Origin of the sequence: Kitasatospora sp. NPDC036755 (assembly GCF_040636595.1) — a bacterium.
Taxonomy (GTDB): Bacteria; Actinomycetota; Actinomycetes; order Streptomycetales; family Streptomycetaceae; genus Kitasatospora.
Genome location: NZ_JBEZUT010000138.1, coordinates 1 through 21,925, shown reverse-complemented (window position 1 = coordinate 21,925; position 21,925 = coordinate 1). Strand labels below are relative to the sequence as shown.

14 protein-coding genes are annotated in these 21,925 nt (G+C 74.5%); 10 read left to right on the top strand and 4 right to left on the bottom strand.

Annotated elements, in window-relative coordinates:
• A partial coding sequence (locus AB0E96_RS21315; RefSeq protein WP_359825897.1) for a hypothetical protein occupies window positions 1–3,034 on the bottom strand: 3,034 nt, incomplete at its 3' end.
• A 424-nt stretch (window positions 3,035–3,458) separates the two neighbouring features.
• Here AB0E96_RS21315 and AB0E96_RS21310 point away from each other — a divergent pair.
• Window positions 3,459–4,190, top strand: coding sequence for an ABC transporter ATP-binding protein (locus AB0E96_RS21310; protein WP_359825894.1), 732 nt, complete (start codon window positions 3,459–3,461; stop codon window positions 4,188–4,190).
• A gap of 129 nt (window positions 4,191–4,319) precedes the next feature.
• Here the strand turns inward: AB0E96_RS21310 and AB0E96_RS21305 are convergent, their stop codons facing one another.
• From AB0E96_RS21305 to AB0E96_RS21295, 3 genes are all read right to left on the bottom strand, one after another.
• A complete protein-coding gene (locus tag AB0E96_RS21305) occupies window positions 4,320–5,936 on the bottom strand; it encodes a BBE domain-containing protein (RefSeq protein WP_359825892.1) in 1,617 nt (538 codons plus the stop codon).
• A gap of 353 nt (window positions 5,937–6,289) precedes the next feature.
• A complete protein-coding gene (locus tag AB0E96_RS21300; protein ID WP_359825890.1) occupies window positions 6,290–7,912 on the bottom strand; it encodes an alpha/beta hydrolase in 1,623 nt (540 codons plus the stop codon).
• 467 nt (window positions 7,913–8,379) lie between these two features.
• Entirely contained in the window at window positions 8,380–8,985 is a 606-nt protein-coding gene (locus AB0E96_RS21295) for a TetR family transcriptional regulator C-terminal domain-containing protein (protein WP_359825889.1), read from the bottom strand.
• A gap of 212 nt (window positions 8,986–9,197) precedes the next feature.
• Here AB0E96_RS21295 and AB0E96_RS21290 point away from each other — a divergent pair, with 212 nt between their 5' ends.
• The 9 genes from AB0E96_RS21290 to AB0E96_RS21250 form a co-directional block, all read left to right on the top strand.
• Window positions 9,198–10,445: an FAD-dependent monooxygenase gene (locus AB0E96_RS21290; protein WP_359825887.1), complete on the top strand. Its 1,248-nt coding sequence runs from the start codon at window positions 9,198–9,200 to the stop codon at window positions 10,443–10,445.
• Between the two features lie 57 nt (window positions 10,446–10,502).
• Window positions 10,503–11,024 carry a MarR family transcriptional regulator gene (locus AB0E96_RS21285; protein ID WP_359825884.1) on the top strand — a complete coding sequence of 174 codons (522 nt, stop codon included), beginning with the start codon at window positions 10,503–10,505 and terminating at the stop codon, window positions 11,022–11,024.
• Window positions 11,025–11,138: 114 nt separating this feature from the next.
• Window positions 11,139–11,633, top strand: a complete 495-nt coding sequence (locus AB0E96_RS21280; protein WP_359825883.1) for a hypothetical protein — start codon at window positions 11,139–11,141, stop codon at window positions 11,631–11,633.
• Window positions 11,630–12,496 (top strand): NmrA family NAD(P)-binding protein, encoded by an 867-nt coding sequence (locus AB0E96_RS21275; protein WP_359825881.1) that lies wholly within the window; start codon window positions 11,630–11,632, stop codon window positions 12,494–12,496. Before AB0E96_RS21280 ends, AB0E96_RS21275 begins: the two co-directional genes overlap by 4 nt.
• Before the next feature lie 402 nt (window positions 12,497–12,898).
• On the top strand, window positions 12,899–16,966 hold the full coding sequence (locus tag AB0E96_RS21270; RefSeq protein ID WP_359825880.1) for a Pls/PosA family non-ribosomal peptide synthetase: 4,068 nt from the start codon (window positions 12,899–12,901) through the stop codon (window positions 16,964–16,966).
• 47 nt (window positions 16,967–17,013) lie between these two features.
• On the top strand, window positions 17,014–18,339 hold the full coding sequence (locus tag AB0E96_RS21265; protein WP_359825879.1) for a M1 family metallopeptidase: 1,326 nt from the start codon (window positions 17,014–17,016) through the stop codon (window positions 18,337–18,339).
• 183 nt (window positions 18,340–18,522) lie between these two features.
• On the top strand, window positions 18,523–19,902 hold the full coding sequence (locus tag AB0E96_RS21260) for a serine hydrolase domain-containing protein (RefSeq protein ID WP_359825878.1): 1,380 nt from the start codon (window positions 18,523–18,525) through the stop codon (window positions 19,900–19,902).
• Window positions 19,903–20,242: 340 nt separating this feature from the next.
• Complete coding sequence (locus AB0E96_RS21255) at window positions 20,243–21,076, top strand: GNAT family N-acyltransferase (protein ID WP_359825877.1); 834 nt, start codon at window positions 20,243–20,245, stop codon at window positions 21,074–21,076.
• Window positions 21,073–21,925, top strand: an 853-nt coding sequence (locus AB0E96_RS21250; RefSeq protein WP_359825876.1) for a lysophospholipid acyltransferase family protein, incomplete at its 3' end; no start/stop codon positions are given. The genes AB0E96_RS21255 and AB0E96_RS21250, both read left to right, overlap by 4 nt.

The window sequence follows — 21,925 nt, the reverse complement described above, 5'->3', positions numbered from 1 at the left end:
CGACGGTGCGGGCGACCTGCCGGCGCGGCGCGCCCAGGGCGAGCAGCAGCGCGGAGTCCCGGGAGCGCTCGTGGGCGGAGCCGGCCACGGCGGCGCCGAAGCCGATCGCGGCGAGCACGGCGGTGACGATCGCGATGGCCATCAGCGCGCTCTGCGGGGCGGCGCCGACCGGGTCGCCAAGGAGGCCCTCGGAGACCTCGCCGTCGAGCGCGAGGTCCTGGCTGCCCGGAGCGCCGCGCAGGGCGGCGGCGGCCTCGGCCGGAGCCCGGTCCCCCGGCCCCGCGGCGGGCAACCACCACTCGGTGCGGGGCGGCAGGTTGCGGTCCTGGGCGGACAGCGACCGGGCGACCGAGCCGAGGTCCATCACCAGCGCCCGCCGGCCGGCCACCGGTACGGCCTCGACCGCTCCGGTCACCTTGACGGGGACGACGACCCCGCTGAGCGGCACCTGGAGGGTGTCGCCCACCGAGGCTCCGACGGCCTTCAGGTAGTCGCGGGTGGCGACGCCGCTGACGACGGCCGAAGCGGCGGCGCCGGCCGGGGTCAGCACGGCGCGCAGCGAGTCGCCGATGCCTCCGGCGGAGTGGTAGACGACCGTGAACAGGCTGTCGGCGGTGGCCGCTTCGGCAGCCAGGGTGGCCAGCGGGGAGCCGCCGGGACCGCCCCGGGGCGGCGGGGGCTTGAGGTTCCAGCCGGTGCCGGCCGGCACCGGGACGGTGGTGGCCGGTCCGTCGGCGCTCTCCGAGACGGCCAGGTTCCGCAGGGTGAGCTCGCCCTCGCTGCGGTCCCCGAAGGAGACGGTGGCGCCGACCACGGCCAGCGGCGCGGCGACCGAGCCCACCGGGGCGTCGACCAGCGCGCCGAGCCGGATCGAGGCGCGGGCTTGGCCGTTCAGCGGGAGCTCGCCGAACGGGACCTTGTGGACCAGGCCGAAGCGGTCCCTCAGCAGCAGCCGGACCTCGGGGGTCACCGGGCTGTTGAGGCGCCTGCCCACCTCCTGCTGGCTCACCGTGATGTCGGCGTCGATGCGCAGCGGGTGGCCGGGCAGCGGGATCCCGACGGGGGCGGGCGTGGCGAGCGTGCCGAAGACCTGCGCGCTGGTGTGTCCGTCGAGCAGGTCGGAGCGGACCGGGACGCGCTCGGCGAAGGCGGTGGCGTCCACGGCCAGCAGTTGGCCGGGGCCGCCCTGCAGCGGCTGCTCGTCGCGCACCACCGGGACCAGCCGGTCGCCGCCGGGCAGGCTGCCGTAGCGGCCGGCCTGGCCCATCGGGGTGTTGTGCGAGCCGGAGATGCGCAGGCCGCCGGCGGTCTGGAAGGCGGCCTGGTCGCGCTGGGAGGCCGTCCAGGTGGCGTGCTGACCGAGCGCCAGCACGCCGGTGGCCACCGCCATGACGAGCAGCAGCACGGGGCCGGTGGCGCGGCCGGGCCGGCGGGCCAGCTGCCAGCCGACCATGGCCGGGCCGAGGCCTCGGCCGCGGGCCGCCCCGTGGGCGCCGAGCCGGGCGACGAGCGGCAGCAGCCGCAGCACCACCAGGGTGCCGGCGCACAGGGCGAGGGTCGGAGTGGCGACCAGCAGCAGGTCCACGTCGAGCCGGCCGGAGGAGTCGGGCGAGAGCCCGCCCCCGTACTGGTCGAGCTGCTGGTAGGCGAGGGCGGCCAGGGCGAGCACCGCGAGGTCCCCGCCGTTGCGGGCGACGCCGGAGACCACGGCCTGGCGGCGGCCGGCCCGGCGGCGCAGGGCGGCGCCGACGCCGCGCACCACACTGGGCACGGTGGCCAGCAGGACGCAGGCGAACGCGCACGCCACGGCCACCGGCCAGAGCGACCAGCTGATGCCGGTGTCCAGAGCGACCTGGTGCGTACTGCCGAGGCCGGCCAGCGCGCGGACCAGGAAGGGGGTGAGCAGCGGGGCGAACACCGCTGCGGGCAGCGCCAGCAGCAGCGACTCGAGGGCGGTGAAGGAGCCGAGCCTGACGGCCGAGGCGCCGCGCGCGGCGAGCATCTCGTTCTCGGACTCCTGCCGCGCGGAGATCAGGTGGACGACCAGCAGCAGAGCCGCCGCGGCGAGCACCGCCAGCTGGAGGGCGCCGATCAGCAGGGTCGACCGGGCGACCACCATGCTGTCGGACAATTCGCGCATGATGTCCGGGAGTTCGGTCTTCGCGCCGAGCGAGGCGGTGGTCCGCAACTCCTCGGCGAGCCGCTGGGCGCGGTCGCCGACGGCCTGGGCGGTGGCCCGGTCCGCGCCGGAGAAGTCGGCGTCCAGCGACCAGCCTCGGCCGCCCTGCACCAGGCCGGCCGAGGCGAAGGCGCTCTGGTCGACCATCATCGGGCCGTAGGTGGTGAAGCCTCCGACCTCGATCTCGTGACCGCCGACCGGGTCGATCCGCCAGTAGGGGGCGGCCGGGTCGGTGGCCCGGTAGACGCCGGTGACCCGCACGGTCAGCGGCTTGTTGTCGTTCCGGTCGACGAGCCGGACCTCGGCGGGCAGGGCCTGCTCGGTCAGACCGAGCCGGCGCAGCAGGCTCTGCGGGACGGCGACCTCGGGGGCCGCGGTCTGGACCGGCCCGGTGGCAGCGCCCGGCCAGGCACCGGCCAGCAGTTGGGCCCGGCCGCGGTCGAGGTCGGCGAGCACCGTCAGGTCGAGCTGGGCGCCCGAGGCCTGGGCACCGGAGGCCTGGCCACCGGAGGCCGGAGTGCCGTTCGCTTCGGCACCGGTGCCCGGCAGGCTGTAGGAGCGGCTGCGCGACACGCTGTCGGTGCGCACGGGCAGGTCACCGAAGAGCTTCTGCCGGTAGGAGGCGAGCGCTTCCTCGTCCTTCGTCCGCTGGTCGAGCCCGTGCTCACTGGTCACCGCCACCGTGGTCCGCGCGTGACCCGGCCCTTGGAGCGCCTGCCGCAGGCCGGCTTCGCCGACACTGCTGTTGAAGGCCACCAGAGCGGTCAGCACGGACGTGGTGATCAGCACCGCGAGCAGTACGGCGGTAGCCAGCGGCACTCGTCCGCGCAGTCGGCGCACGACGAAGCCGAGCATCGAGTTCCTCCCCCGGTTCTACGTCCCCGGTCGCATCGCCGAGCCCCGCTCATCGATCCGATCCGATCCGAGTACAAATCGACCACAGAAGGACACATCGCGGGGACGCCCGGCGCATTGATCACCGGCAATGGGTCGCCGGATAGCGGACGATGCTGTCAGATTCGATCCAGAAACGGAAGGGACTTGCGCGAATGAAGTAAGCAGTGAGCAAATTCCTTTCATTGATAGCATCCCGGCCGGGGATGCCCTCGCTTGAAATGCCATGAACACTTCATAACTCCGGCTTCGGTGTGCTCCTTCGGCCCCACACCGCCTTCTCGGATTCCCGCCCGGGAACGTGAACCGCCGGAGCAGCCATATCCGTCGAACCGGACGGGACCCGGATCGATCCGGGCCGCCACGCCCACAGGGGGGACGCCGCATGACGCAGCATCAGGCCGCCACCGTCGACACCACCACCCAGCCGATGGTGGCCGTGACCGACCTCCGCCGGAGCTTCGGCACCGGCGAACGGGCCGTGCACGCCCTGCGTGGCGTCTCGTTCACCATCGGCCGCGGTGAACTCACGGCGCTCAAGGGCCGATCCGGCTCCGGCAAGACCACCCTGCTGAACCTCGTCGGGGGCCTGGACACGCCGACCAGCGGCAGCATCGCCCTGGACGGCATCGACCTCGCCGGCCTGGACGAGGACGGCCGGCTCGCCCTGCGGCGGGAGCGGATCGGCTTCGTCTTCCAGTCCTTCGGGCTGATCCCGATGCTCACCGCCGCCGAGAACGTCGGCGTGCCCCTGCGGCTGCGCAAGGCCCCGGCCGCCGAGCGCGAGGAGCGCGCACACACCCTCCTCGCCCTGGTCGGCCTGGCCGACCACGCCAACCAGCGCCCCGGCGAGCTCTCCGGCGGCCAGCAGCAGCGCGTCGCCATCGCCCGCGCGCTGGCCAACGAACCCAGCCTGATCATCGCCGACGAACCGACCGGCCAGCTGGACTCGGAAACCGGCCGCTCGATCATGGAACTGCTGCGCGCGGTGGTGCTCAGCGAGGGCGTCACGGTGCTGGTCGCCACCCATGACCCGACGCTGATGGGGCTCGCCGACCGGGTGATCGAGGTCCGGGACGGACGGATCGCCGAGGAAGGCGCGGAGCAGGCCGCCTAGCGGAACCGGCCCGGGCGTGGGGATGTGCGGGTGGGGCTCCCCATGCCCGCGGGCACCAGCGGCCAGGCTCAGGCCCGGGCCCGGTCCAGGGGTTCGTCGGCGCCCGGCGGGGTTCCGGGCGACGGGCCCTCAGGCCGGGGTGATCGATTGGGCGTGGTGGAACACCTCCTCCCCGTCCCAGTAGGCCTTGGTGCGCTGCAGCCGTGGGTAGTTTCCCTTGTAGTACAGGCGCGGATAGGCCGGATCGGGCTGATCGGCGGTGCCCAGGTCGATGTCCGGGTAGTTGACGTAGGCGCCGTCCGTCGCGGTGTCGACCTCCGGCACGCCGCCCGTGTCCCGGTAGACCTCGCGGTACAGCCCGCGCAGGTACTCCAGTTGCATCTCGTCCTCGGCCGGATCCGTCCAGTGCGACTGGTACTGCAGCTTCATGATCGAGTCGCGCTGGGGGACCGCCGTGTCCTCGGGCCGGCGGGAGTTGATCCAGCAGCCGTAGGAGTCGATCTGGACCACCGTGTTCGAAAGGTCCGCCCCCTCCACGTCGCGCACCAGCCAGTCCCAGAAGGCGGCGATCTGCGCCGCCGTGAACGGCTTCCGGTGGTAGGCCGATTTGTGCTTGCCGCGCTCGTTGTCGCCGGAGGGGTTGAGCGTCATGGTCGCCTGGAACCACGGCAGCTGGCGCCGTCTGTCCGGACAGGGCAGGAGCAGCCCGCCCGCCGCCCGGGTCTGCACCGCCGAGCGCGTCGTCATCCCTTGTTCGACGGCCGCCACGAAGGCGTCGAGCGGGGCCGGGTCCTCGCCGTCCCACTGGCTGAACAGGACGACGTTCCCGTTGGAGCGGTGGGTGAGCTTGAGGATGGCGAACAGCCCCTGGTACACCGACTCCCCCGGGCCGCTGTGCTCGGCCATGAAAGCACCGAAGTTGGCCACCAGCGTCTCGAAGTCGGAGGGGCGGTCCAGCAGTTCGGCCCACGGCCAGGCGACACTGCCGATCCAGACCCGGGGCGGCGGCTGGGGCACATCCGGCGCGAAGTGGTACCGCAGCACCACCCCGAAGTTCCCGCCCCCGCCTCCGGTGTGCGCCCAGAAGAGGTCCTGTTCGGGCGAGCCCTGCGCGTCGTCGCGGTGCGCCTTCGTCACCGCCGCCCGGCCACCCCGGACGGTGACGACGTCGACCTGGACGAGGTGGTCCACGGTGAGCCCGTGCCGCCGGGAGAGCAGGCCGTACCCTCCCCCGCAGACGTGCCCGCCCGCACCGACCGAGTAGCAGGACCCGACGGGCAGGGTGACAGCGTGCTCGCGGAACAGCGTGGCGCAGACGTCCCAGTTCGTCGCGCCGCCCTCGACGCCGTAGGTGGGCCGACCGAACTTGTCCGCCGAGGCGCCCACGCCACGCATCGAACCGAGGTCGAGGATGACGCCCCGGTCGTTGTCCACGAAGCCCTCGTAGCAGTGCCCGCCGCCGCGCACCGTCGGCCGCAGCCCGCCGTCCAGCGCGCGGTTCAACTCGGCGACGGCGTCGGCCTCGTTGCCCACCAGCCGGATGCGGGCGGGACTGCTGCTCCACCGCTGGTTGAAGCCCTGGGCCAGGGTCTGGTAGCGGGGATCGCCCGGCAGGACGGACCGCCCCCTCGGCGCCTCCCGGTGCACGCCCTCCGCCGCCGTGACACCCGTGGAACCGGCGGTGATCCCGGCGGCCGCCGCACCGGCACCGCCCAGGAATCCCCGTCGGGAGAATTCGCACTGCATGCTCCGTCCCCACTTTCCCGAGTTCGAGGGAAGCTGGCGGACCGCACGCTAACACGGGGATTCGGCCGTGGAAATCGATTAAAAATAGTGTGACAGTACGTCATTTCGAATGCCCCGTCATGGTTCTGGCCTTCGCCTTCGCGCCCGGGCCCATTGTCAGTGGCATGCGCTACGGTCACCGACGACTCGCAGAAATCCGCTCCACCGGAGGTTCGATGACGATCTTCTCCAGCATTCCCCGGGCCCTGCCGGCCCTCCGGGAAATCGCCCGGAAAGCACGGTCGTGGTGGCTGGCAGCACCGCCGACCACCACGACCGTCAACTCCTCCCCCGGTTCACCGGGGGCCGTTCCGTCAGACCGCCGGGAAGATCTCCGCGTCCGGCTTCAGCAGCTGGCCGGCGGCCGGCGCGGTGCCGTCCACCAGGTAGCGGGTGACCAGCTTGTTCAGCGCCTGGCTGCGGCCCACGGCGCAGTGCTCGATCGAGTCGACGCTGACCAGCACGGCGTTGCCCAGCTCCTGCTGCATCCGCTGGGCGAACTTGTACTGGGTGGCCGGGTCGTAGAGGTTGCCGATCACCATCACGGTGTTGGAGGTCTTCTTGTTCCACGGGCCGGTGAAGCGCTCGGCGTCCCGGGCCGGGGCCGGCCAGCTCGCGCACGCGGGCGCGTCGAAGGCCTGGTACCGGCCGAAGGTCGGCATGTCCTTCTCCCACGCCTTGGCCGAGTTCGCGAACACCCGGTCGTTGGAGGGGTACGGCTTGTCCTGGCAGTTGACGGCCATGTAGGAGTCGTCCGCACCGTACTCGGAGTCCGCCGGGGCCTCACGCAGCGCCGCCGACCGCGGCACGTCCACCGTGAGCAGCTTGGCGTCCTCGTCCGAGGCGTTCGCCTGCGGGGCCAGCAGGGCGGTCGCGGCCGGCTTCTGGGACGCCTGGTAGGTCGCCTGGAGCGACTTGGCCAGCGGGGCCAGCTTGGCCTGCGAGTACAGCGCGCTGGCCACCTCGCCGGTGAAGCTGCTCAGGGTCACCTTGGAGCCGTCCGACAGCGCGATCGGGCCGGTCCGCAGGCGGTCGCGGAGCTGGTCGAACTTGGCCCGGGTGTCGCCCTCGCCGAAGGCGCAGCGCGGGGCACCGGCGGTCTGGCAGCGCTTCAGGAACTCGTCCAGGGCGATCTCGAAGCCGTTCGCCCGCTGGCGGTCGTACTCCAGGCCGTTGTGCAGGCGCAGGTTGGGGTCGACGTTGCCGTCGACGATGATCGCACGGACCTTGTTCGGGTACATGTTGGCGTACGTCGAACCGATCAGGGTGCCGTAGGAGAACCCGGCGAAGGTGAGCTGGGCGTCACCGACGGCGCGGCGCATCCGGTCGAGGTCGCGCACCACGTTGATGGTCGACATGTGCTCGATCAGCGGGCCGGCGTTCTTGCTGCAGGCGTCGGTGTAGTCCTGGTCCGCGTCCAGCGTCTCGTTGATCTCGGCCTTGGTGACGGGCACACCGACCATGCGGTTGTTGACCGCGTCGGCCGCCTCCTGGGTCTTGAAGCACTTGAGCGGGTTGCTCCGGGCCACCCCGCGCGGGTCGAAGCCGACCAGGTCGAACTTGGACTGCACCTCGGCACCGAAGCGGTTGGTCGTCGCCCACAGGTAGCCACTGCCGCCCGGGCCACCGGGGTTGAGGAACAGCGAGCCGATCCGCTTCGACGGGTCGCTCGCCCGCCGCCGCATCATGGCGATGCCGACCTTCTCACCCGACGGGTTGTCGTAGTCCAGCGGCACGGGGTAGACGGCGCAGTCGTAGATGCCGGGGTCCGGCTTGCTCGGGTCGGGGTTGCAGGGCGTCCAGGCAACGGGGTCGACCTTCGCCTCGGCCAGGCCCGGGGCCTGGTCGACTGGCGCCGCCGAAGCGGCGACGGCGGTACCGGTGACAAGTGCGAGAGCGCAGGTGACCGCTCCGGCCAGCGTGGATATGCGGGACAAGGAACCTCCTCCGTACTGAAAGGGCGGCCCCAGCCTGTCAGTCTGAGATCTCCGTGTGAAGACCTGGGAGCGGCGTAAATATTCTCGCCCGCGGACAACGCGCCGCGAAACATTCTGTGAATGAACCAACTTGACGGTTGATTGACCTGATGTCACGTCACCGGAAGTCGCCAACCGGCCGCCCGCCACCCCAGTCGGGCGAGGCCGGCGGGGCTGCCGCAGTCGGGCAGGGAGGTGGATTCCCCGAACCCCCGCGCCACCGGGCGCACCGCTATTACGCGGCCCGTTGCCGGGCGGCCGCGACAGACACCGGCGACCTCGACGACTTCGGCGAGCGCGACCTCGGAGGCCTCGTCCGGCTGCGACCAACCGCGACCGACCGTCCTCGGCGATGACCTGATCGACGATGCTCAGGGACTGCGGGCCGGCCGGGCCCCGATCCGCGCGGGGCGGTCCCCCGATACGGCTCAGCTCGCGACCGCCCCCCGCAGGGCGGCCGCCACCAGCCCCTGGATCGCGTCGGCCCCGGGCTTGCCGCCACCCACCAGGTGCTCGAAGACCAGGCCGTCGACACAGGCCAACAGCGTGGTGGTCCGAGCGTCGGGGTCGGCCACACCCCGGGCGGCGAGGAACGCCCGGACGGCGGAGCGCCCGGCGTTCTCGCGCGGGACGAGGATCTCGCGCAGCTCGGGATCGCGCACGCTCTCCACCGCGCAGGCGTACCGCGCGAGCGAGCGACGCCGCCCGTCGCCGGAGAGCCTTCGGCGCATCAACTCGTCAATACCGTCGGCCAGTTCCTCAGCGGATCGGACCGGGACCTGCTCCCCCATGGCGTGCAGCTCACCCTGGTCCAGTTCCACCAGCCGCCGCACCAGCGCGGTGAGCAGCGCCTGCCGGGTGCGCAGGTAGGCCGAGGTGGTTCCGAGCGGCAGCCCGGCCGCCGCGTCGACCGCCCGGTGGGTCAGTCCGCGCACGCCGAGGTCCGCCAGCACCCCGATCGCGGCGTCCGCCAGCGCCGTCCGCCGGTCCGGCCGCCCCGCATCGTCCCGCTTCTGATCCTCGTTTCGCCGCATCCCTCCTTTCTACCGGGGCCCCGGCGCCCGCCGCGCACCACCTCGCCCCGGGACCGCCCGCCGCGCAGCACCCGCCCGAACGCCCCGAGCGCCCCGAGCGCCCCGAGCGCCCCGAGAGGCCCCACCCCCACCCCGTCCGCCCGCCGACCGGCCCGTAGTACGCTCCTTCTACACCTGTAGAAGGCAGTGCGGCGACACGGGAAGGACCGGGCATGAGCAGCAGCGCGGTAGTGGTCGGGGGCGGCATCGGCGGACTGGCGGCCGCGATCGGCCTCCGGATGGCGGGGTGGGACGTGACCGTGGTCGAGCGGGCGGCCGTCCTGGACGACGCGGGCGCCGGGATCTCGCTGGCCGCCAACGGGATGCGCGCACTCGCCGCCCTGGGGGTCGGCGAGGCGGTCGAGGCGGCCGCCCGCCGCCAGTACACCGGCGGCACCCGCACACCGGACGGCCGTCGGCTCGCCGCGATGGACGGCGTGGCGCTGGAACGCGAGCTGGGCGCTCCGATCGTCGGGATCCCCCGCGCGGCCCTGCACCGCATCCTGCGCGAGGCGCTTCCCGCCGAGTGCCTCGTCGTCGGCGCCGAGGTGACCGAGGTGGACACCACCCAGCCGTTCCGGGTCCGGGCCGGTCTGGGCGGCAGCACCCCCGAGGCCCGGTCTCCGAGGACCGACCTCCCGAGGACCGACTCCCCGACGTCCGACCTCCTGCGGGCCGGCCGACTGGAGGCCGATCTCCTGGTGGCCGCCGACGGCATCAACAGCCGCCTCCGGCGCCACCTCTTCCCCGACCACCCCGGGCCGGCCTACAGCGGCTCGACGGTGCTGCGGGCGATCACCGAGCACCCGGTCGAGGGCCTGGCGGCCGACTTCGAGCTGACCTGGGGCCACGGCGCCGAGTTCGGCCACATCGCCTTCCCGGACGGCACCGCCGAGTGGCACGCGGTCCTGAACGCTCCGGCCGGGGTCCGCTACCGCGATCCGCTGACCGAAGTCCGCCGGCGCTTCGCGCGCTGGCACGAGCCGATCCCCGCACTGCTGGCCGCGACCCGGCCGGAGGCGGTGCTGCACCACGACGTCAACGAGCTGGCCACTCCGCTGCCCTCCTTCGTCTCCGGTCGGATCGCGCTGCTCGGCGACGCGGCGCACGCCATGACGCCCCACCTGGGCCAGGGCGCCTGCCAGGCACTGGAGGACGCGGTGACCCTGGCCGCGGCACTCACCGAAGCGCGGACGGTCGAGGGCGCGCTCGCCCGCTACGACACCGTCCGCCGGCCGCGCAGCCAGGCGGTCGCCCGCGATGCCCGCCGGGCCGGCCGGATGGGTCAGCAGCTCGCCCACCCGCTGGCGGTGGGCCTGCGCAACGCCGCGATCCGGCTCACCCCGCCCGGCGCGATGGTCCGGACCGTCCTGCGGCACGCCGACTGGACGCCGCCCCGGATCGCCCCTCGCGCCGCCTAGGCAAGGGCTCACGGTCCCACTTGACCGGGAATCAGGTTAGGCGCCATATTACTTCTCGTGACCCCGCACCCCGAGAGCGGCCCCACCGCTCCCAGTCTCGAACAGGCCCGCCGTCAGATCGTCCGCTACGGCCTCTCGGCCGATCCGCAGGCGATCCTGGTCGCGAGCCGGCTGATGGCGGCGGGCGCCCGGCTCGGCCAGGCCGGCGAGGTGCACTTCGGCCGCTTCGGCCTCTCCACCGGCCGCTACCGGCTACTGGCGGACCTGGAGGACCACGGCGGCGAGAAGTCGCCCTCCCAGCTCGCGGCGAGCCTCGGCGTCACCCGGGCGACCGTGACCGGGCTGGTCGACGGCCTGGAGCGGCAGGGCCTGGTGGCCCGCCGCCCGTCCGCGGAGGACGGACGGGGCAACGTGGTGGTGCTCACCGCACGCGGCGCCGACAGGATGCGCGAGCTGGCACCCGAGCACTTCGCCCGGATGCAGGCACTGGTCGAAGGACTCTCGCCCGAGGAGCGCACCACCTTCCTGGACCTGCTGGCCCGTGTGGTCGCCGGCATGGACGCGCTGACCGAGGACTGATCCACACCCCGGCGGGCCGCCGTAGAACGGCCCGCCTCTTCCCGGCCCTAATAGTTAGGCACCTAAGCACAAATACTTAGGCACCTTATTACCTATGGAAGGAAGTCCACCCCCATGAGCAAGAAGGCCCCGGGCGCTCCCCCGCCCTTCGTCCTGTGGCGCGAAGTCCTGGTCGCCTACGTCATGCCCGCCGCCATGGCCGGGGCCGGCGGAGCCGTCACCGGCCAGCCGCAGCTGGTGACCGCCGCACTCACCACCATCGGCGGCACCTCCGCCCTGGTGGCCGCCGCGCTCGGCGCCGCGCTGCGCCGGCGTCCACTCCGCGCCCGGCCCGCCCGGACCCCGCGCGCGCTCGCCGCCGCGGTCCTCGGACTGGCCGCCGCCGCGCTCGGCCTGGCCGTCGGCCTCGCCGCCGCCCGCTGGCTGCCCCACGTCCCGGCGTTCGCCGACAGCCCGTGGCCGCCCCGGCTGCCGGTCGACCTGCCGGTCTCCGCGGCGATCGCCGCCACCATCACCACCTGGCACTGGCGCGGCAGCCGCCCGGCCCGCACCGCACAGCACCGACTCCCCACCGCACCCCAACCCCACCCCGAAAGGCAGACATCATGATCGTCATCATGGGCGCTGGTGGCGCCACCGGCGGCGCCACCCTGCGCAGCCTCGCCGCCCTCGGCGCACCGAGCCGCGCCCTCAGCCGCGACCCCGCCCGACTGGCCGCCACCCTCGACGAGCACACCCTCGCCCGGACCGCCACCCTCCCGGCCGACGCCGCCGATCCGGCCTCCCTGCGCGAGGCCTTCCGCGGCGCGCACCAGCTCTTCCTCACCATGGCCAACGGCCCGCGGCAGGTCCGCTTCGAGCTGAACGCGATCGAGGCGGCGCTCGACTGCGGCGTGGAGCACGTCGTCAAGGTCTCCGCGCCCGCCGCCGAGCCGGACTCCCCCGTCGAGGTCTCGCGCGGCCACCACCTGATCGAGCAGCGGCTGCGCTCCTCCGGCGTCACCACCACGGTGCTGCGGCCGTACGCGTTCATGCAGAAGCTGCTGCTCCTGGCGCCCGGCGTCGCCGCCGCCGGGGTGGTGCACGGCGCGCTGGGGCAAGCGCGGTGCAACTACGTGGACGTCCGGGACATCGGGGACGCCGCGGCCGAGGTGCTCACCCGGCCCGACCTCGCCGGCGGCACCTACCCGCTGACCGGCGGACGGGCCTACAGTTACCCGGAGCTCACCGCACTGCTGGGCGAGCTGCTCGGGCGGCCGGTCCGCTATCTCGACCTGGGCCCGTCCGAGCTGCACGCCCACCTGGTCGAGCGGGCCGGGATGCCGCACTGGCTGGCCACCCACGTGGTGGAGATCCAGCAGCTCGCGGCGGTCCGCAAGGAGACGCCGGACGACACCTTCCTCCGTCTCGTCGGACGCGCTCCCCGCGCTCTGGAGGCCTTCCTCGGCGAGAACCTGCACCTGTTCCGCTGACCGCCGGAACGGCGGCGGGCCGGACCTCCCGAGCCGATCACCTCCGGCCGGGAGGTCCGGCCCGCCGCGTTCCACCCCCTCCACCACTCGAAGGGAGCAGGATTCACTGTGGTGTGGATCACGGTCGAAAATTCCACCTGACGGCCCGTCAATTCGACTGACAATTCGTCACATCGATTCCAAGGAGCCCCAGTTATCGGCTGATGATCCGTCAGATTTGGCCGTTCCGGCGCCAGTTGGGGCGAGTTTCCGGTCCTGCCCGGTCGCCGCCCCGGGGCTACCATCGGTCGGGTTGTCCGCTCCGGCCCCGGAGTGGGGTCACCCGGTCAGGTTGGTGCTCCCACCGCCCCAGGGGCCGGGCATCGGTCGGAACGGGGCGAGGACGAGGAGCGCACGGCTGCCATGACAGCTGAACCGAGCCACCCGGAGCAGCACGCCACGCCACCGCAGGAGCCGACGCCACCGGCCGGGGCCGCACAGCCCGGGCCCGCGCCCCAGGAGCCCGCGGAGCCCACGACCGAGACCGCGCCCCCGCCTGTGCCCGTGCCCGTGCCCCAGGACCCCGCGCAACCCGCGGGGACGCCGGCCGGCACCGCACGGCAGGAGCCGGCCCAGGCCCCTCCGGCGCAGCCGGGCCAGGCCCTCGCCCTGTTCCCCGGCCGCCCGGCCGCCGTCCCCCGCACCCTGGTCGACGTACTGGACGCCACCGTGCGCTCCCACCCCGACGAGCCCGCCCTGGACGACGGGCACACCGTGCTCAGCTACCGCGCGCTGGCCACCGAGGTCGAGCAGCTGCGCCGTCGGCTGGCCTCTGCCGGGATCGGCCCGGGCGACCGGGTCGGTGTGCGCGTGCCCTCCGGCACCAACGACCTCTACGTCTCGATCCTCGCGGTGCTCGCCGCCGGGGCCGCCTACGTCCCGGTGGACGCCGAGGACCCGGACGAACGCGCCGAGCTGGTCTTCGGCGAGGCCGCCGTCGCCGCCGTGCTCGGCGCCGGGCGCGGCCTGACGACCACCGGCGAGCGCGCTCCCGCCCTGGAGCGCCGCCCCACCCCGGCCGACGACGCCTGGATCATCTTCACCTCCGGTTCGACCGGCAAGCCCAAGGGCGTGGCCGTCACCCACCACAACGCCGCCGCCTTCGTGGACGCCGAGGCCGCGCTCTTCCTCCAGGAGGAGCCGATCGGCCCCGGCGACCGGGTGATGGCCGGCCTCTCGGTGGCCTTCGACGCCTCCTGCGAGGAGATGTGGCTGGCCTGGCGGCACGGCGCCTGCCTGGTGCCGGTGCCCCGTTCCCAGGTGCGCAGCGGTGCCGACCTCGGCCCATGGCTGGCCGAGCAGGAGATCACCGTGGTCTCCACCGTGCCGACCCTGGCCGCGCTGTGGCCGGCCGAGGCCCTCAACGAGGTACGGCTGCTGATCTTCGGCGGCGAGGCCTGCCCGCCCGAACTGGTGCAGCGCCTGGTCACCGAGGGCCGCGAGGTGTGGAACACCTACGGCCCGACCGAGGCCACCGTGGTCGCCTGCGCCGCCCTGCTGACCGGCGAGGGCCCGGTGCGGATCGGCCTGCCGCTGGACGGCTGGGACCTCGCCGTGGTGGACGAGGCCGGCCTGCCGGTGGCCGCCGGCGGCACCGGACAGCTGGTGATCGGCGGGGTGGGCCTGGCCCGCTACCTCGACCCGGAGAAGGACGCCGAGAAGTACGCGCCGCTGCCCTCGCTGGGCTGGGAGCGCGCCTACCGCAGCGGTGACCTGGTCCAGGCGGACCCGGCCGGCCTGCTGTTCCTGGGCCGCACCGACGAGCAGATCAAGCTGGGCGGCCGCCGGATCGAGCTCGGCGAGGTGGACGCGGCCCTGCAAGCCCTGCCCGGCGTGGCGGGCGCGGCGGCGGCCGTCCGCACCGCGCGCGGCGGCAACCAGCTGCTGGTCGGCTACCTGGTGGTCCAGGACGGCTTCGACCGCGAGCAGGCCGTCGAGCGGCTGCGCGCCGAGCTGCCCGCCGCCCTCGTGCCACTGCTGGCGACCGTCGAGACCCTGCCCACCAGGACCTCCGGCAAGGTCGACCGCAACGCCCTGCCCTGGCCGCTGCCCGAGCTGGAGACCGCCGGCCCGAGCGAGGAGCTGTACGGCACCGAGGCGTGGCTGGCCGAGCAGTGGTCGGAGATCCTCGGGGTCCGGGTCGGCGGCCCGCGCGAGGACTTCTTCGCGATCGGCGGCGGCAGCCTGGCAGCCGCCCGGCTGACCACCCTGCTGCGCACCCGCTACCCGAGCGCGGCCGTGCTGGACATCTACCAGCACCCGACGCTGCGCAAGCTCGCCCGGCATCTGGAGCGCAGCGCCGGCGAGAGCGCCGAGGCCCGGACCATCGCCCTGGTGCCGACCAGGGCCAAGCTGCTCCAGCTGCTGCTGCTGATCCCGCTGTTCACCGTGGTCGGCCTGCGCTGGACGGTCGCCCTGCTGGCCGCCGGGAACCTGCTCACCCACGTCGGCGACTACCCGTGGGCGCCCACCGCCTCGTGGTGGTGGGTCGGCGCGGGCGCGCTCGCGCTGTACTCCCCGCCGGGCCGGCTGGCCGTCGCGGCGGGCGGCGCCCGGCTGCTGCTGCGGGGCCTGCGCCCGGGCAGCCACCCGCGCGGCGGCTCCGTCCACCTGCGGCTGTGGACCGCCGAGCGGCTCGCCGAGCTGAGCGGCGCGGACTCGCTGTCCGGCGCCTGGCTGGTGCGCTACGCCCGGGCGCTGGGCGCGAAGGTCGCGCCCGACGTGGACCTGCACTCGCTGCCGCCGGTCACCGGGATGCTGAAGCTGGGCCGCGGCTGCGCGGTCGAGGCCGAGGTGGACCTGTGCGGCTACTGGCTGGACGGCGACCGGCTGCTGATCGGCCAGGTCAAGATCGGTTCCGGTGCCGTGGTCGGCACCCGCTCGACACTGCTGCCCGGCGCCCGGGTCGGCAAGCGCGCCCAGGTGGCGGCCGGTTCGAGCGTCACCGGGCAGGTGCCGACCGGCCAGCGCTGGGGCGGCGCGCCCGCCGTCAAGCTGGGCCGCGTCGAACGCACCTGGCCCAAGGATCGCCCGACCCGCCGGGCCCGCTGGGCCTCGCTGTACGGCGCCAGCGGCGCCGTGCTCGGCCTGCTCCCGGTGCTGCCCGCGCTCGCCGCGCTCGCCGCGCTGTCCCGCTTCGTCGACCAGGGCGCGGACCTCGGTCCGGCGCTCGGCGGAGCGCTCCTCGGGCTGCTGCCCGCCACCCTGGCGTTCGGCGCGGTGTACGCGGCGCAGCTGGTGGTGCTGGTCCGGCTGCTGAGCATCGGCCTGGTGCCCGGCACGCACCCGCTGCACGGCCGGGTGGGCTGGCAGGCGTGGACCGTCACCCAGCTGATGGACCGCGCCCGCGAGGTGCTGTTCCCGCTCTACGCCGGGCTGGTCACCCCGCTGTGGCTGCGGGCCCTCGGGATGCGGGTCGGGCGGGGCGCGGAGGTGTCCACGGTGCTGGCGCTGCCCAGCCTGACCACGGTCGGCGACGGCGCGTTCCTGGCCGACGACACCCTGATCGCCCCGTACGAGCTGGGCGGCGGCTGGGTGCGGCTCGGCGAGGCGAAGGTCGGCGAGCGGGCGTTCCTGGGGAACTCGGGGATGACCGCGCCGGGCCGGTCGGTGCCCAAGCGCGGCCTGGTGGGCGTGCTGTCGGCGACGCCGGCGAAGGCGAAGAAGGGCGGCTCGTACCTGGGCATGCCGCCGATGCGGCTGCCGCGGTCGGCGGACCAGGCCGACCAGAGCCTGACCTACGAGCCGCCGGCCCGGCTGCTGTGGGCGCGCGGGCTGGTCGAGGTCGGCCGGCTGGTGCCGGTGCTGGCCTCCGGGGCGCTGGGCCTGCTGACCGTGGCGGCGCTGTGCGGGCTGGCGGCCGGTTCGCCGCTGACCGCCGCGCTGCTGTCGGGCCTGGTCCTGCTGGCGGCCGGCGTGCTGGCCTGCGCGGTCGCGGTGGCGGCCAAGTGGCTGCTGGTCGGGCGGTTCCGGGCGGTGGAGCACCCGCTGTGGAGCGGCTTCGTGTGGCGCAACGAGCTGGCGGACACCTTCGTGGAGATGCTGGCGGTTCCGTGGCTGGTCGGCGCGGTGCCGGGGACCCCGGTGCTCAACCTGTGGCTCCGCTCGCTCGGGGCGCACGTCGGGCACGGGGTCTGGTGCGAGAGCTACTGGCTGCCGGAGGCCGACCTGGTCACCCTCGGCGACGGGGTCACCGTCAACCGGGGCTGCGTGGTGCAGACCCACCTCTTCCACGACCGGATCATGCGGATGGATACTGTGGTCCTCCGCGAGGGCGCCACCCTGGGCCCGGGCGGCATCGTGCTGCCCGGCAGCACGGTGGGCGCGCGCAGCACGCTGGGCCCGGCCTCGCTGGTGATGCGCGCCGAGTCCGTCCCCGCCGACACGCGGTGGCTGGGCAATCCGATCGAGGCGTGGCAGGCCACGCCGTGACCACCTCCCCGTCCCCCCGTCCCGGCCCGCAGGAAGCGCACGTCCCCGTGAAGTCCAAGCCCGTCCCCGCGGCCGCCGGCGCCCCGGACCCGTACTTCCCGACCAGCGGCGACCACCGCTACCGGGTGCACCGCTACGAGCTGGCGCTGGACTACCGGCCCGGGCCCAACCGGCTGGCCGGATCGGCCCGGCTGAGCGCGGTCGCGGACGCCGCGCTGGCGGAGTTCGCGCTCGACCTGGCCGAGTTCCGGATCGGGCGGGTGCTGGTCGACGGCCGGGCCGCCCGCTACACCCACCGCGCCGGCAAGCTGCGGATCCGCCCGGCCAAGGCCCTGGCGCCCGGCGCGGCGTTCACCGTCGAGGTGCACTACGCCGGCAATCCGCGCCCGGTGCGCAGCCCGTGGGGCGGCCTGGGCTGGGAGGAGCTGACCGAGGGCGCGCTGGTGGCGAGCCAGCCGGTCGGCGCTCCGTCCTGGTTCCCGTGCAACGACCGCCCCGCCGACAAGGCGACCTACCAGATCGCGGTCACCACGGCGTCCCCGTTCACGGTGGTGGCGAGCGGCCGGCTGCTGACCCGCACCACCAAGGCGTCCAGCACCACCTGGGTGTACGAGCAGAGCGCGCCGACCCCGACCTACCTGGTGACGGTGTCGATCGGGCACTACCGGCCGGTGCCGCTGGCGGTGCGCCCGGCGGTGCCGCAGACCGGCTACGTGCCGGAGCGGCTGGCCGCGGCGTTCGCCCGGGACTTCGCCCGGCAGCCCGAGATGGCGGCGTACTTCGGCGAGGTCTTCGGCCCGTACCCGTTCGGCGAGTACGCGGTGGTCGTCGCGGACGAGGAACTGGACGTCCCGGTGGAGGCGCAGGGCGTCGCCACCTTCGGCACCAACCACCTCGGCGGCGGCTGGGAACGCGAGCGGCTGATCGCGCACGAGCTGGCCCACCAGTGGTTCGGCAACAGCGTCACGATCGCCGACTGGCGGCACATCTGGCTCAACGAGGGCTTCGCCAAGTACGCCGAGTGGCTCTGGTCCGAGCACGCCGGCGGCCCTGGTGCGGCCGTGCACGCCGCCGCCGCGCACCGGCTGCTCGCCGGGCTGCCGCAGGACCTGTGCCTCGGCGACCCGGGCCGGAAGCTGATGTTCGACGACCGGCTGTACCAGCGCGGCGGACTGCTGGTGCACGCGCTGCGGCGGGCGCTCGGCGAGGACGCGTTCTTCGCGATGCTGCGGGACTGGACGAGCGCCAACCGGCACGGCGTGGTCTCCACCGCCGACCTGCGCGCGCACGCCGCCCGGTACACCACCGCCCCGCTCGGCCCGCTCTTCGAGGCCTGGCTGGAGCGGCCGGAGCTGCCGCCGCCGACGGACTGAGCGTTCCGGCGGGGCCGGGCCCGGGCCGGTCGCCATCCGGGCCGGTCGCCATCCGGGCCGGGCTCGACTGGGCCAGGCTCGACTGGGCCACACCGGCCATCAGGCCCGCCCCGGTTATTCGGCCCGCCCCGGCGCCGGGCTGGACTACTGTCCGTACACATGTCGATGAGTCCGGAAGTCCACATGACCGACCTTCCCGCCGAGCTGCTGCCCGCCACCCGCCGCGCCCTGCTGCACCGGCTCGCCGTCACCCAGGCCGAGGGCCGCACTCCCTCGCTCGTCGCCGGGGTGCTGCGGGACGGGCAGCCGGTCTGGAGCGGCGCCCGCAGCATGGTCGACGGGCACGCGCCGACCCCCGACGTCCAGTACCGGATCGGCTCCCTCACCAAGACCTTCGTCGCCGTCCTGGTGCTCCGGCTGCGCGACGAGGGCCTGCTCGACCTCGCCGACCCGCTCTCCCGGCACCTGCCCGGCACCCCCGCCGACGACGCCACCATCGCCCAACTGCTCTCGCACTCCTCCGGCCTGCCCGCCGAGACCCCCGGCCCGTGGTGGGAGCGGACCGAGGGCACCCTGCGGCCCGGCCTCGACGACCTCCTGGAGACCGAGCGGCCGCTGAAGCACCCGGCCGGGCGGGTCCACCACTACTCCAACCCCGGCTACGCGCTGCTCGGCGCCCTGGTGGCGAAGCTGCGCGGCGAGCCCTGGGACGAGGCGCTGCGCCGCGAGGTGCTCGCCCCGCTCGGCATGGACCGCACCACGGCACTGCCCGAGCACCCGCACGCCGGGGGCTTCGCCGTCCACCCCTGGGCCGACGTCATGCTGCCCGAGCCGCTCACCGACACCGGACTGATGGGCCCGGCCGGCCAACTCTGGTCCACCATCGCCGACCTGGCCCGCTGGGCGGCCTTCCTGACGGCCGGCGACGACAAGGTGCTGTCCGCCGGCACCCTCGCCGAGATGCGCCGGCCGGCCGTCGGCCCGGACGACGCCGAGTGGACCAGCGGCTACGGACTCGGCCTGCAACTGCGCCGCCACGAGGGCCGGTTGCTGTACGGACACACCGGCTCGATGCCCGGCTTCACGGCCGGACTGTGGATCAGCGAGGCCGACGACCTGGCCGCGTACGCCCTCTCCAACGCCACCAGCGGCCCCAGTACCGCCGGGCTGGCCGCCCAGCTGCTCACGCTCACCGCCGAACTGGAGCCCCGGCTGCCCGAACCGTGGCGCCCGGCGGCCGACGTGGACGCGGAGCTGCTGGAACTCACCGGCCCCTGGTACTGGGGCGCCGCGCCGACCGCCCTGCGACTGCGGCCCGGACGGGTGCTGGAACTCAGCCCGCTCACCGGCGCCGGCCGCGGCTCCCGGTTCCGGCCCGAGCCGGACGGCACCTGGACCGGCGTGGAGAACTACTACGCGGGCGAGACCCTGCGGGTGGTCCGCCACCCCGACGGCACGGTCAGCCACCTGGACGTCGGTTCCTTCGTCTACACCCGCGAGCCGTACGGCCCGGCCGGCGCCGTCCCGGGCGGGGTCGACCCGGAGGGCTGGCGGGCGTTCTGAGCCGCCCGTCGAGGTCGGGCCGGGGACGGACGGCGACGTGACGACGGCGGGTGCGGCGCGGGGGCGGCGCGGGGGCGTACGGTGCGGCCGTACGCCCCCGCGCCGTACCTTGTCCACCCCCGCCGGTCGAGCGCCCGGTGCCGGGCAAGTGACCGACGGGCCACGGGTGTTCCCATTCAACAGGTGCACATCTGCGCTCCCCCGGGCCGCAACATAAATGCCAACCGATTCGGAGAGACATACGGGGACCGGTTCGCGTCCATGCCCAACCGCCTGCGGACCGGGACGGTGCCCTGGTGATCCACGGCACCGCCGATCGTGCTGCCCTGGAGGGTCCGCCATGACCACCGTCCCCACGTACGCTCCGTCCGCAGTCGCCACCGCCCACGACGCCCCGGCGGTCCCCGCGCCCCGCCCCCGGCCCGCCGCCCCGGCCGCGTACACCGTCTCCCTCGCCCGCGACGAGGACGACGTGCGCGCCGCCCAACGGCTGCGCCACCAGGTCTTCGGCGCCGAACTGGGCGCCGTGCTGCACAGCCCGGTCGAGGGTCTGGACGTCGACCCGTTCGACGAGTTCTGCGACCACCTGCTGGTCCGCGAGGGCGAGCAGGGCACCGTCATCGGCACCTACCGGCTGCTGCGCCCCGAGGCCGCCCGACGGGCCGGCCGGCTGTACTCCGACGGCGAGTTCGACCTCTCCGCGCTCGCGCCGGTCCGCCCCGGCCTGGTCGAGCTCGGGCGCTCCTGCATCCACCCGGACCACCGGGGCAACGGCGCCGTCATCAACCTGATGTGGGGCGGCATCGCGCGCTACCTGGCCGACACCGGCAACACCTGGGTCGGCGGCTGCTGCTCGATCGAGCTGGGGGACGGCGGCGCCACCGCGGCCCGGGTCTGGGACACCGTCAGCGCCAAGCACCTCGCGCCCGAGGAGTACCGGGTCACCCCGCACCGGCGCTGGGACGCCACCGGGGTGGCGCGCGCCGAGCGGGGCGCGCTGCCGGCCCTGCTCCGCGGCTACCTCCGCCTCGGCGCCTGGGTCTGCGGCGAGCCCGCGTACGACCCGGACTTCGACTGCGCCGACCTGTACGTGCTGCTCTCGCTGGAGCGCACCGACCCCCGCTACCTGCGGCACTTCCTGTCCGGCGTCCCCGCCTCGGGCACCTCGTCATGAGTGTCTGGCTGCCCACGGCGACCTGCCGGCCCGAGACCTGCCTGGCCGACATCTCCCCGGCGGTCTCCCACCCCCGGCGGGCGCTGCGGCTGGCGGCCTGTCTGGCGGCGGTGCTGGCGGGGGTCGTGCTCGGCCTGCCGGCCCGGCTCGCCCCGTACCGCGCCCGGATCCTGCTGGTCCGGCTCTGGGCGCGGGTGGTGCTGCGCTCCCTCGGGGTGACCGTCCACCTCGCCGGGCCCGGCGGGCCGGGCCCGGGGGCGGGCTCGGGCGGCGGGGTGCTCGTGGTGGCCAACCACGTGTCCTGGCTCGACATACCGCTGCTGGCCGCCGGGCAGCCGGGCCGGTCGCTGGCCAAGACCGAGGTCCGGCGGTGGCCGGTGCTCGGCCCGCTGATCGCCTGCTGCGGCACCGTCTTCCTGGACCGCGACCGGCTACGGACGCTGCCGGACACCGTCGCGGCGGTGGCCGAGGTGCTGCGCTCCGGGCAGCCGGTGATCGTCTTCCCGGAGGGGTCGACCTGGTGCGGGCGGGAGAGCGGCCGGTTCCGGCCCGCCCTGTTCCAGGCGGCGGTGGAGGCGGGGGCCGACGTCCAGCCGGTGACGATCCGCTACCGGCTGGCCGACGGGCGGCCGACCAGCGTGCCCGCCTTCATCGGGGACGACGGCCTGCTCACCTCGCTCGCCCGGGTGGTCGCGGCCCGCGGGCTGGTCGCCGACGTGACCTTCCTGCCGCCGATCCCGCCGCCCGGCCCGCGGCCCGCCCGGACCACGGCGCCCTGCTGGTGGCGGACTCCGGTCCGGTGCGGACGGTCGCGGACCTCAAGGGCACCACCGTCGTCCTCGCCGTGGG